Annotated in this window: 8 protein-coding genes and 2 pseudogenes; 9 read left to right on the top strand and 1 reads right to left on the bottom strand. The window is 62.8% G+C overall.

The window, feature by feature from the left end; translation table 11 throughout:
* The 9 genes and pseudogenes from AB5164_RS08075 to AB5164_RS08035 form a co-directional block, all read left to right on the top strand.
* Window positions 1-429 (top strand): annotated as a pseudogene (locus tag AB5164_RS08075) (DNA polymerase III subunit alpha); the annotation flags it as partial.
* A gap of 38 nt (window positions 430-467) precedes the next feature.
* Entirely contained in the window at window positions 468-3,932 is a 3,465-nt protein-coding gene (locus tag AB5164_RS08070; RefSeq protein WP_368142818.1) for a DEAD/DEAH box helicase, read from the top strand.
* A 165-nt stretch (window positions 3,933-4,097) separates the two neighbouring features.
* Window positions 4,098-4,460 carry a desulfoferrodoxin family protein gene (locus AB5164_RS08065; RefSeq protein ID WP_055285739.1) on the top strand — a complete coding sequence of 121 codons (363 nt, stop codon included), beginning with the start codon at window positions 4,098-4,100 and terminating at the stop codon, window positions 4,458-4,460.
* Window positions 4,461-4,577: 117 nt separating this feature from the next.
* A complete protein-coding gene (locus AB5164_RS08060) occupies window positions 4,578-6,563 on the top strand; it encodes an NAD(+) synthetase (RefSeq protein ID WP_368142819.1) in 1,986 nt (661 codons plus the stop codon).
* Between the two features lie 137 nt (window positions 6,564-6,700).
* Window positions 6,701-7,222 (top strand): crossover junction endodeoxyribonuclease RuvC, encoded by a 522-nt coding sequence (ruvC, locus tag AB5164_RS08055; protein WP_022095142.1) that lies wholly within the window; start codon window positions 6,701-6,703, stop codon window positions 7,220-7,222.
* Window positions 7,222-7,842, top strand: coding sequence for a Holliday junction branch migration protein RuvA (gene ruvA / locus AB5164_RS08050; protein WP_055285743.1), 621 nt, complete (start codon window positions 7,222-7,224; stop codon window positions 7,840-7,842). Before ruvC ends, ruvA begins: the two co-directional genes overlap by 1 nt.
* Window positions 7,842-8,909, top strand: coding sequence for a Holliday junction branch migration DNA helicase RuvB (gene ruvB / locus AB5164_RS08045; protein ID WP_117769533.1), 1,068 nt, complete (start codon window positions 7,842-7,844; stop codon window positions 8,907-8,909). The genes ruvA and ruvB overlap by 1 nt, the downstream gene beginning before the upstream one ends.
* 144 nt (window positions 8,910-9,053) lie before the next feature.
* Window positions 9,054-10,721 carry a formate--tetrahydrofolate ligase gene (locus tag AB5164_RS08040; RefSeq protein WP_260699239.1) on the top strand — a complete coding sequence of 556 codons (1,668 nt, stop codon included), beginning with the start codon at window positions 9,054-9,056 and terminating at the stop codon, window positions 10,719-10,721.
* Between the two features lie 179 nt (window positions 10,722-10,900).
* Complete coding sequence (locus AB5164_RS08035) at window positions 10,901-11,887, top strand: hypothetical protein (protein WP_260699240.1); 987 nt, start codon at window positions 10,901-10,903, stop codon at window positions 11,885-11,887.
* A gap of 12 nt (window positions 11,888-11,899) precedes the next feature.
* Here the strand turns inward: AB5164_RS08035 and AB5164_RS08030 are convergent.
* A pseudogene (locus AB5164_RS08030) lies at window positions 11,900-12,181 on the bottom strand (cation diffusion facilitator family transporter); the annotation flags it as partial.

The following is a 12,181-nucleotide window of genomic DNA, read 5'->3' as shown; positions in this document are numbered from 1 at the left end:
ACGGTCGTGGTGTTCCCCAAGACCTACAAGGAGGCCGAGGGGTACCTGTACGGCGAGGTCGATCCCGAGACCGGCGCGCAGCTGTCCGATGCGTTTGTGCGCATTAAGGGCAAGCTCGAGCGCTCGGACCGCGGCGACCAGATCATCGCGCAGGAGATCGTGCCGCTGGAGCTCAACGAGGAGAACAACAAGCCCAAGGTGTTTGAGGTCATGGTGCCCAACAGCCGCTTTAGCCAGGGCAATATGGCGCGTCTTGCCACGGTGCTTACCGCCAACCCGGGCGGCGACCGCGTGGAGATCTTTATCGAGCAGGTGGACGGGCGTGTGCTGCGTGCCGAGGTGCCGGCCAAGGTCAACGCACGCTCGATTCCGCTGTTGGCAGAGGCAAAGGCCATCGTCGGCAACCAAGGCCGCGTGACGGTGATCTAGGGACGGCGTTGCTGGTCCGCGCGAGATTGGAGGAAGTGATGGCGCAGGGGACGTTTGTGCAGGCGCTTCGCAAAGAGGCGGCGCTGAGCGGCACCTTTATGAAGGGGCGTTCGCTCATGCTCAACGGCGCCGTGCTGTCGATCGAGGACAGCGGCTCGCGCTTCTCCAAAAACGTGACGGTTGAGGGCTCGGTGCGCGGTTCGCGCGGCGACCTGTACAAGACGCACGTGGCGCTCGACATGGACGAGCACGAGGTGATCGACTACGACTGCGATTGCCCCGCCGCCTATCGTTACCCCGGTATGTGCAAGCACGCTATTGCCACGGCTCTGGCGTATTTGGATGCCAGCGGCGCCGAGCCCGTCGAAGGTTTGCGCACGCCGGTCCGCACGTTTACGGCGCAGCCGAAACAGCCCGCGCGCACCGCGCTCAAAGCGCCGGCCGTCAATCCCAACTTTCCCTTTCCGGCGCCCGTCCCCACGAGTCCCAGCCTCATGGCGGCGCTCTCCGATCTTTCGGACGCACGCATGGATGAGCTGGCGAGCATGCGCCGCAAGCTCGCTGGCAGTGTGGATCCCGATGCCCCCAAGGCGGTGTTGGAGCCCTCGTTGGTGCCGTACTACAATCCACTGTTTGCCGACCGCTTTAGCTGGGCGCTCGAGCTTCGCATTCGTTGTGGATCGGTCTCCTACGTGGTCAAGGATATCGACGGCATGGCCGACGCCTATGTCCGAGGCGGCACCTTCTCGTACGGCAAGAAGCTCACGTTTGTCCATACGCCCGAAGCCTTCGAGGACGTGTCGACAAAGCTGCTCAACCTTGTCGTGACGACAGTTGCCTATCTCGATGACATCACAAGCTCGCGTTCGGCGTCGTACGACTTTGCCCGCAGCGGTTTTGTCGCCGAGCGTCAGTTGCCGCTGTCCGAGCATAGCATCGTATATGTGCTGGACCTGTTGCGCGGTCAGACCATCTCTTTTGAGCCCGCCTGGTCGCGGGGGACGACGACGCATCGCACCTATGACGTGGCGGTTGAGATGCCTCCGGAAGGGGAGGACGAGGCTCTGTCTAAGCGCCCACCGCTCCTTGCCGCCAAAATCGCGCCGGCGGCTGGCGGCAGCTACGATCTACGCCTGCCGGCCGATGCATACTGCTTTGCTTCGGACGACGTTGCCTATCTGGTCGACACCCGCCGTGCGCGCCGCGCCGATGTAGCGTTTGCCCAGCATGCGGCGCCGTTCCTATCGCGCTTACTGCCCTGTCGCACGCCGATCCATATCGCTGTCGACCAGGTGGGGGAGTTCTGTCGTATGGCGCTGCCCATTTTGCGCGACTACACCGACCTTACCGCGCCCGCCGTGCTCGACACCGTGGCGCCCGAGCCGAGCTTTGCCATGGCAATCGGTGTCGACGACGGGCTCGTGACCTGCAAGATTACGGTTTCCTACGGCGACTGGTCGGCAGATCTCTTTAGCCTGGGTGCTCCGGGAAGCCCCTTCGAAGAACAGCGCCCGGGCGTGCCCCCTCGCGACGAGGTGGCGGAGTTTCGCGTTATGGACACGGCGGCCCTGTATTTCGACTTTTACGAGGGCGGCCTGGCGTTTGAGGAGCGCGACGACGAGAGCCTGTTCTGCTTGCTGACCGAGGGCCTGTCTGCCCTGTCCGAGCTGGGCGAGGTCATGCTCAGCGACCGTCTACGCCAGATCTCGGTGCGCCCTGCGCCCAAGCTTTCGGTGCGTGCCACCGTCAAGAGCAACCTGCTCGATGTTGAACTGGGCGCGAGCGGTCTTTCGGCGGCAGATCTTGCCATCTACCTCGACTCCTACAAGCGCCATCAAACGTTTGCGCGCCTTACGTCCGGCGACATCATTCGCCTGGACGAGGGCGCTCGAGCCGCGTTTGGCCTCGCCGAGGACCTGGGCGTCGATGCCGTCGACCTGCTCGACGGCGTGTCGCTTTCCGCATCGAGCACCCTGTTCGTCGATAGCATGCTCGCGCGCACGCCCGCGCTCGAGGCCGATCGCGACGCTGCGTTCCGCCGTACCGTCGAGCGTCTGGACACGCTCGGCAAGATGGACTTTACGGTGCCGGTCTCGCTCAAGGCAACGATGCGCGGCTACCAGGTCGACGGCTACCAGTGGCTTGGCTCGCTCGAACACCTGGGCCTTGGCGGCATCTTGGCCGACGATATGGGCCTGGGCAAAACGCTCCAGATGATCGCGCATATCCTGGCGCGCGTGGAGGCGGGGGACACTAAACCCACGCTTGTGGTGTGTCCCGCGTCGCTTGTGTACAACTGGACCGCCGAGCTGGAGCGCTTCGCCCCGTCGCTCGATGTGTGCGCCATTGTGGGCGCCAAGGCGCAGCGCCGCGTGCAGATCGCCGGCGTGGCCGAGCATAACGTGGTCGTGACGTCGTATGACCTTATGCGGCGCGATATCGACGAGTACGTCGAGCAGGACTTTGCCCGCGTGGTGCTCGATGAGGCCCAGTACATTAAAAACCCGCTCACCCAGGTGGCGCGCGCCGCAAAGCGCCTGCCTGCCGGCGTGCGCTTTGCCCTGACGGGCACGCCCATCGAAAACCGCCTATCCGAGCTCTGGAGCATCTTCGACTTTTTGATGCCGGGCTTACTTGGCACGCGCGAGTCGTTTGCCAAGCGCTTCGAAAGCCCAGTCGAGCACGCCGAGGGCGACAGCGCCGCCCGCCTGCAGGCACTCGTGTCGCCGTTTGTGCTGCGCCGCGTCAAGGAAGACGTGGTGGCAGACCTGCCCGAGAAGATCGAGGACACTGTCATGGCGCAGCTTGCCGGCGAGCAGCGCAAGCTTTACCTGGCAAACCAGGACCGCATCGCCCAGCAGGTGCAGCACCGCGAGGCATCCGAGTTTAAGAAAGACAAGCTCAAGGTGCTTGCCGAGCTCACCAAGTTGCGCCAGATCTGCTGCGACCCGCGTCTGCACTACGAGGATTACAAGGCGGGGAGCGCCAAACTCGATACGTGCATGGAGCTCGTGCACGGCGCACTCGACGGCGGACATCGCATCCTGTTGTTCAGCCAGTTTACGGGTATGCTCGATATTATCGGTAAGCGCCTGGCCAAGGAGGACATCGCCTTCCTTAAGCTCACGGGCGCTTCGTCTAAGGAGAGCCGCGCCAAGATGGTCGCGCAGTTCCAAGCGGGCGAGGTTCCGGTCTTTTTGATTTCGCTCAAGGCGGGCGGCGTGGGCCTTAACCTGACGGCTGCCGACGTGGTCATCCACTACGACCCGTGGTGGAACGTGGCAGCGCAGGACCAAGCGACCGACCGTGCACACCGTATTGGTCAGCAACATACCGTGACCGTGTACAAGCTCATCGCCAAGGACACGATCGAGGAACGCATTATGCAGATGCAGGAGTCCAAACGCGACCTGGTCAACAGCGTGCTCGGCGGCGACGGCATCTCGTCGGCGCTGTTTACCCGCGAAGATGTTCTGGCGCTGCTGGGCGGCGACGGTCGCTAGCCGCGCGCGGGGTGGGACTGCTGGAGTGGGCAGGACGGTCGACGCATTTTGGCCCGCCCGCTTGCCTGGTCCGTTATGTGTTCATTTGCAATGCCGTGGATGGTTTGTCTGCCTTTGGGCATAAGAACCATCAAGAACATTGGCACATCAGCAAAGGAGAACATCATGGCGAAATTCTTTAAGGACCCCGACGGCAAGCTCATCGCTGCCCTTGGCGACGACGTTGCGACCCCTGCCGGTTGCACGGAACTGACTGCAAACACTGAGGACGCGGCGCACGAGAAGCACGTGCCTGTTGTCGAGACCGAGCGTGACGGTCACGTGATTCGCGCACGCGTTGGCTCGGTCGAGCACCCCAGCCTGCCCGAGCACTACATTGAGTGGATCGCCCTTGAGGCCGAGGGCCGCTTAGAGGTTCATTACCTTGAACCCGGCATGAAACCCGCGACGTTTTTCGCGGGCGGCTCCAAGACCGGTACCGTCTATGCCTACTGCAACCTGCACGGGCTGTGGTCCGCGACATTCTAGGAGCGCGCCCCCGCTCGGGGTATCATAGCTAGCATATGCACATGCAAGCGCCGACTGCATTATGCGGCCGGCGCTTTTACTACGATTTCGATGGTTTACGACGGAAAGGGCTGGGCCATGAAGCTCGCGCTTGCACAGATCGATATGCGCCTGGGTGATATTGAGGGCATTTGCGGCCGCATCGAGGACCAGGCTCGTCTGGCCCACGAGCGCGGGGCGCGCGTGCTGTGCGTTCCGGCTCCGCTCTTTATGGGCGCCATGCCCGGTGGCCTGGTGGGCGCTGCCGACTTTGAGCACGACGTGCTTGCCGGTTTGACTGGTGTCGCCGAGCGTATCCAGGAGCTTGACATGATCTGCATCGTGCCCGCGGCGGTTTCGTTTGAGGGCCAGCCGCTGCTCGACTACATGATGCTCAAGGACGGTCATGTGGTGCCGGCGCGTTCGAGCATTGCCCTGCAGCGTGGCGAGAACAACGACACACGTTGGGCGCCGCCGGTGTTCGACGTGGACGGCGTGCGCATCGCCGTGATTTTTGACTTGGACCGCGAACTCGAGATGCTGCCGACCGGTGTTGACCTCATTGCGTATTTCCAATTCAACGCGTTTGACATGACCGACCGCGAGACTGCCGCCATTGCTGCCGTTCGCAGCGGCGCCTACCGCAAGATCGCATCCAAGCGCAGCGTGTGGTTTGCCTGCATGGCGCCGGTCGGTGCCTATGACGAGTCGGTGTATACTGGCGGTTCGTTTGTGCTCGACGACTGCGGTCGCGTGGTGGCCCAGGCGCCGTGCTTTGAGGAGAGCCTGCTGGTTCAGGAGATTCAGCGCGGCGTGATGCTCGATGCCCTGGAGGATCACGAACTGCCCGAGTTCCGTTCCGAGGAGTGGCTGTGGCAGGCGCTGGTGCTCGCCGTGCGCGACAACGCCCGAGCCCACGGTGCGTCGCGTGCTGTGGTGGCACTCGAGGGTGACTTGCCGTCGTCCCTGCTGGCGGCGCTGGCCGTCGACGCTCTGGGCCCGCGCAATGTGATTGGCCTGGTGCTGGGGCGCAACCGTATCTTTACGCCGGCGCAGGAAGAAGCCGAGGCTGCCCGCTGTGCCGCCGTCCGCGCCATCGCCGAGCGTCTGCACATTCGCACCGTCGAGCGCGATGCACCGGATGCGGCGCGCGTGCTCGATCGCGACGTGTCGGCGGGCGATGCCGAGCGCCTGCGCTCGCGCACGCTGGGCCTCATGCTGGAGGATACGGCGCTCGAGCTGGGTGCGATGGCGCTGAGCCCGCTGTCCAAAACCGAGTACGCGCTGGCGGCGCCGGCGCTTTGCGGCGGCTACCAGGGCGACTTTGCGCCCTTTGGCGATGTGTACCTGTCGACGCTTGAGTTTGTGGCGCGTGTGCGCAACCGCACGTCTGCCGTGGTGCCCCAAGAGCTCGTGACGCTCAACGCAGTGGAAGATTGTATGGAGCGCGTGCTGGCGCAGGCGCTCTCGACGCTCGACGGCCCGGTTGATATGCTCGACCGCGCGGCACAGCTGCTCGGCGGGCTTGAGCCGGGTGAGGTCGATGGCGCGCTCGAGGCGCACGTGGACCGCAATCGATCTTTCGACGACATCCCAATGGCCGCCGGCAAGCCCGAGGCTTGCTCGCTGCTGCTGATGCTCGTTCGACAGGGTGAGGCTCCCCGTCGCATGCTGCCGACGACGCCGATCGTCTCGGCCCGTTCGTTTGCCGAGCGTGCCTGGCCGTATATGCTCGCGTGGTCCGACCTGGGGCTTAACGGCAAGGAGCGTATGACGGTCGATTCGCTGGCGCGCGCCGAGGTGCGCCGCTTTGCCGACGAGGATACGAGCGAGCGCGTGCGAAACGAGATGATGGGCGTGCTGGGCGAGCTACTGGGTATTTCGCCCGAGCAAATGGAGGAGCTGCGCTCTGAGGACGGTCAGCGTCGTTTGCACGAGGGAATGAAAAAGTTCGAGGGCGAAGTTCAGGACGCCATCGATAAGATGATGGGCGGTCAGGGCGGCTCGCAGGGTGGGCCCCAGAGCGGACCGATGTCGCACCCGCCAGTGGATCCGAGGCAGTTCCCCTTTTTCTCGCAGAACTAATTATGGGATAGGATTCGCTCTCAACCCCGATACTTCAACTAAGCATCTTGGCCCCATTGTGTTATTCTAGAACAGACGTTCGTGAATGATGCGCGGGGCCTTGTCTTGCGCTGTGCTTGTGGCGAGGGGAGGTTGGCTTGGTTATCTTGGGCATTGACCCCGGTTTGGCTCATACGGGTTGGGGGATTATCGAGGAGCGGCGTGGCGAGGTTCGCTGCCGTGCCTATGGCTGCATCGAGACCAGTGCCGGAAGTCCGCTCGCGGTGCGCCTGTCGCATATCGCCCATGACCTTAAGGATGTCGTCGAGCGTTATCGACCCGACACGGCTGCTGTAGAGAGCATCTACTTTGGCGCCAACGTTCGCTCGGCCATCCCCACGGCGCATGCCCGCGGTGCTGCACTCGTCGCGCTTTCGGAATGCGCGCTCGAGATTGGCGAGTACACGCCCATGCAGATCAAACAGGCTGTGGTGGGCACCGGCGCCGCGGACAAGCGGCAGGTCGCCTACATGGTACGCACGCTCACACAGCTCGACCACGACCCGCATCCCGACCATGCCGCCGATGCCCTGGCCTGCGCCATCTGCCACGTAAACCTCAGCCGCACCCGCGCCCTCACCGGTGGCGAGTTCTATCAACAGAGAGGAACCGGATACTGATGATTTCCCAGCTCCACGGAACGCTTGTCGAGGCCACGATGAGCTCTGCTGTCGTCGATGTGTCGGGCGTTGGCTTTGAGCTCGGCATTTCGGGCAGCACTGCGGCCACGTTGCCGACGCCCGGTGGCGAGGTCTGCCTCTACACGCGTATGCAGGTGCGCGAGGACGCCATGACACTTTTCGGTTTTTCCTCAAAGGATGAGCGCATGATGTTCGACCGGCTCGTGTCCGTTTCGGGCGTTGGCCCGCGCCTGGCGCTTGCCGTGCTTTCCACCTATACCGTGGGGCAGCTGTATTCGCTGGTGATGGCCGAGGACGACAAGGGCATGGCCAAGGTACCCGGTGTGGGCAAAAAGACAGCTCAGCGCCTGATCCTGGAACTCAAGAGCACCTTTGCCAAGGATAAGGGCTTTGTGCCGGTCGACGTGATTCCCGGCCAGGTTGCGATGCCGGTTCCCGCCGCCGCTCCTTCGGCGATCGATGATGCCCGTGCGGCGCTCCTTTCCATGGGCTTTAGCCCGCAGGAGACCGATGTTGCCCTGAGCGGGTATGATGGGCAGAATATGCGTGTCGAGGATCTGCTCGGCGCGGCGCTTAAGCGACTCGGAATGGATGCGTGATGTGGGAAGCCGATGACTCTCAGGACCTGTGGGCGACGCCCGGCAACTCGCCGGCGGCATCCATGGCGCACGGCGAGCGCATGGTGGGCTCGGAGCTGACGGCCGAGGACCTCGATGTCGACCGCACTTTGCGCCCCCAGCGCCTGGACGATTACTGTGGTCAGGAGCACATCAAGCAGAGCCTGCGCGTGTTGATCGAAGCGGCGCAGAGCCGTGGCGAGACGCTCGACCACGTGATCTTCTCGGGTCCTCCGGGCCTGGGCAAGACCACGCTGGCCACCGTTATCGCCAACGAGCTGGGCGCTCAGATCAAGACCACGAGTGGCCCTGCCATCGCGCGCACGGGCGACCTGGCGGCCATCCTTACTAACTTGCAGCCGGGTGATGTGCTGTTTATCGACGAGATCCACCGCCTCAACCGTTCGGTCGAGGAGGTCCTGTACCCCGCGATGGAGGACTTTGCCCTCGATATCGTGATTGGCAAGGGTCCGGCGGCGCGCTCGATTCGCCTGGATATTCCCAAGTTTACGCTGGTAGCGGCAACGACCCGCTCAGGCATGTTGACCGGCCCGTTGCGCGACCGCTTTGGCATTTCGTATCGCCTGGATTACTACACGGTCGAGGAGCTCGCGCAGATTGTGACGCGCTCGGCGACTATCCTGGGCGTGACGATCGACCATCCCAGTGCACTCGAGATCGGCTCGCGTTCGCGCGGCACGCCACGTCTTGCCAACCGCCTTCTCAAGCGCGTGCGCGATTACGCACAGGTGCGTGGCAGCGGCCCTATCGAGCTCGATATCTGCCGCCAGGCGCTCGAGTTTTTCGAGATCGACGAGCTCGGTCTGGACTGGATGGATATTCGTATCTTGGAGACGCTTGCCAAGACGTTCTCCGGCCGTGCTGTAGGCCTGACGACCCTTGCCAGTGCGGTGGGCGAGGACCCGGGCACGCTCGAGGATGTCTATGAGCCCTATTTGCTGCAGTGCGGGTTGATGATTCGTACGCCGCAGGGCCGTCAGGCAACCCTTCGCACCTTTGAGCACCTGGGGATTGAACCTACCGTTTAGGGCGCTTTGTTTTGGCGGGCTGTTGGACTATCGCTGGGCATCGGGTAAACATATCGCCGTTCATCGGTTATGGGCGTTTTACTATTGCGCGCCCGTGCTATGCTGAATTGGTCTTTTTCTCATTCGGTAACGAAAGGACCGCCCATGCCTACTGACATCGAAATCGCACGTTCTGTCACGCCACTGCCTATTACCGAGGTGGCCAAGAACGCCGGCGTCGACGTTAAGCACCTTATTCCGTACGGCTTCGACAAGGCTAAGGTCGACTATTCACTGCTCAACGAGCCGACTGATCACCAGGCCAAGCTCGTCCTCGTGACCGCTATCAACCCAACGCCTGCGGGCGAGGGCAAGACCACCACGACCATCGGTCTGGCCGACGGCCTGCGTCGTCGCGGCGTCAAGAGTGCCGTGGCCCTGCGCGAACCTTCGCTCGGCCCCGTCTTTGGCGTGAAGGGCGGTGCTGCCGGCGGCGGTTGGGCTCAGGTCATCCCCATGGAGGATATCAACCTGCACTTTACCGGCGACTTCCACGCTATCGGTGCTGCCAACAACCTGCTGGCCGCCATGCTTGATAACCACATCCAGCAGGGCAATCAGCTCAGTATTGACGTTAAGCGCATCACTTGGAAGCGCGTTGTCGATATGAACGACCGTCAGCTGCGCCACGTTATCGACGGCATTGGCGGCAAGGCCCAGGGCGTGCCGCGCGAGGACGGCTTCGATATCACCGTCGCCTCCGAGGTCATGGCAATCCTGTGCCTGTCTACGAGCATCAGCGACCTCAAGGAACGCTTGGGTGAGATCGTCGTCGGCTACAGCTTTGCCGGCGAGCCCGTCCGTGCCCGAGACCTTAAGGCCCAGGGTGCCATGGCCGCGTTGCTTAAGGACGCGCTCAAGCCCAACCTGGTGCAAACGCTCGAGGGCACGCCCGCGTTTGTCCACGGCGGTCCCTTCGCCAACATTGCCCACGGCTGCAACTCTATCATGGCCACGCGTATGGCGATGCGCTTTGGCGATGTTGCCATTACCGAGGCCGGCTTCGGTGCCGATCTGGGTGCCGAGAAGTTCCTCGACATCAAGTGCCGCATGACGGGCGTTCGTCCCAGCGCCGTCGTGATCGTCGCGACCGCTCGTGCGTTGAAGTACAACGGTGGCGTCGCCAAGGCCGATCTCAACGAGGAGAACCTCGAGGCACTCAAGGCTGGCATGCCCAACCTGCTGCGTCACGTCGACAACATCCAGAACGTATATGGTCTGCCCTGCGTGGTCGCCATCAACCGCTTCCCGACGGACACCGAGGCCGAGCTTGCGCTCATCGAGTCCGAGTGCCAGAAGCTCGGCGTCAACGTTAAGCTGTCCGAGGTCTGGGCCAAGGGCGGCGAGGGCGCGCTCGAGCTTGCCGATGAGGTCATGCGTCTGATTGAGCAGCCGAGCGAGCTCAAGTTTGCCTATGAGGACGGCGCTGATGTCGCTGATGCCCTCGAGGCCGTTGCCACCAAGGTCTACCGCGCCGACGGCGTTGACTTTACGCCGGCCGCCAAGCGCCAGCTCGCCGAGCTGCGCGAGAATGGTTTTGGCAACCTGCCGGTTTGCGTCGCTAAGACGCAGTACAGCTTTAGCGACAACGCCAAGGCCCTGGGCGCTCCCGAGAACTTCCGCATCACCGTGCGTGAGCTCAAGGTTTCTGCCGGCGCCCACTTTGTGGTCGCGCTGACCGGCAGTGTTCTGACCATGCCGGGTCTGCCCAAGGTGCCCGCGGCCGAAAACATCGACGTCGACAACGACGGCAACATCACCGGCCTGTTCTAAGTCTGCTGTCCATAGCTGCTTGTCCGCCCCGCCGTGCCCACAAGGCCCGGCGGGGCTTTTTGATCCTTAGACCCGCGCATGTCTTGTAGATACCGACGGACTCTGCCCATCATAGGCTTTTGCGCGGGTAGAATGCATGGATAACTTGAGGCTCACGCGCGACGGAAAGGAATCGTTGCATGGATCAGGACAAGACAACCGTGATGGGCGGCTACGGTTCCGCGCAGGCTGGCGATAGCGTCGATGCGACCCGCGTTGTTCCCAACCCCGGTTATACCGACCCCGCCGCGACGCAGCCTTCTGCCGAGCCCACCCGGGTTATGGGCTATGGCGACACGGCGCAGGATTCTTACGCTGCATCTTCGCAAGGCCCCTATGGCAACGCAGCTCCGGATCCGTTTGATTACGCGCCGCAGGATTCTTATGCTGCCTCGACGCCGAATTCCTATGACAACCTGCCGCAGAATCCCATTCCGCAGCCTCAGCAGACGACGTATTTGCCTCGCACGGCGCAGCCTCGCTACGAGTCGCGCCAGCCGTATCGCGAGTATCCCAAATCGATTCCGCAGTATGGTGAGGACGAGGAGAAGGCACCGTCGCGTCCGTCGAGCGTGATCAAGAAAATCCTGATTGTGCTGGCGATCTTCTTTGCCTTGTCGGTCGTGTTCGCCATCGTGTCGGGCATGCTCAACAAGCGGGGCGCCACGACCGATGCCACGACCGAGCAGGCCGAGACCACCCAGTCTGCTGCCGTCGACCTGAGCGATATCCCGGGACAGTACTGGTCCAACGCCAAGAAGCTCCTCAAGTCACGCGGAGCCGACCTTTCGAACGCCGTGATCCTGACCGACGATGGCTCAACGCCCGTCATCGATTCCAACTGGGTTGTTACGAATGCCTACTATAACGACAACGGCAACCTGGAGATTCAGCTCACGCACAAGAACAGCTATGGCAACTCGTCCGGCGGCCAAAGCGGTACCGACAGCTCGAGCTCCAATACGCTGGAGGATTTGAGCAACAAGGCACAGGAGTTGGGAGACAAGGCACAAGAGCTGGGCGATACAGCCCAAAACCTCGGCGATACTGCTCAGAATCTGGGCGATATGGCTACCAATGCCTGGGACGCGCTGCAAAACGGCATCTCGGGCGCGCAGGGAAACTAGCTGTTAAGCAGGCTACAGTTGCTCGGCCGGACGGTCGGGCGAGCTAAAGCCCGAATCAAACGTGACGACGCATGAGGCATCGGGTCGGCGCTCGTGCACGATGCGCGTGACGAGCCCCAGCAGCTCCTCGTCGGATATGTCTAAGCCGTCGGGACGCACCAGGTCAAACGAAACGAAACCGTCGTGCTCGTGCAGGTCGTGGATGGAGAGCGCGGGATCGATCTGCATGACGCCGCGCTTGACCCAGCCGCGCAAGTCATCGCCGGTTGTCGCGATGGGGTCGCAGTGCAGCGT

Source organism: Collinsella aerofaciens (genome assembly GCF_040915425.1).
Taxonomy (GTDB): Bacteria; Actinomycetota; Coriobacteriia; order Coriobacteriales; family Coriobacteriaceae; genus Collinsella; species Collinsella aerofaciens_BW.
Note: the sequence above shows the minus strand (reverse complement) of the source record. Positions and strands in the feature narration are given on the sequence as shown.

What these genes read in the sequence shown, in the direction of transcription:
- AB5164_RS08065 (WP_055285739.1), top strand. Translation starts at nt 4,098, where the DNA reads ATGGCGAAATTCTTTAAGGACCCCGACGGCAAGCTCATCGCTGCCCTT.
- AB5164_RS08035 (WP_260699240.1), top strand. Translation starts at nt 10,901, where the DNA reads ATGGATCAGGACAAGACAACCGTGATGGGCGGCTACGGTTCCGCGCAG.
- ruvB (WP_117769533.1), top strand. Translation starts at nt 7,842, where the DNA reads ATGTGGGAAGCCGATGACTCTCAGGACCTGTGGGCGACGCCCGGCAAC.
- ruvA (WP_055285743.1), top strand. Translation starts at nt 7,222, where the DNA reads ATGATTTCCCAGCTCCACGGAACGCTTGTCGAGGCCACGATGAGCTCT.
- AB5164_RS08070 (WP_368142818.1), top strand. Translation starts at nt 468, where the DNA reads ATGGCGCAGGGGACGTTTGTGCAGGCGCTTCGCAAAGAGGCGGCGCTG.
- AB5164_RS08040 (WP_260699239.1), top strand. Translation starts at nt 9,054, where the DNA reads ATGCCTACTGACATCGAAATCGCACGTTCTGTCACGCCACTGCCTATT.
- AB5164_RS08060 (WP_368142819.1), top strand. Translation starts at nt 4,578, where the DNA reads ATGAAGCTCGCGCTTGCACAGATCGATATGCGCCTGGGTGATATTGAG.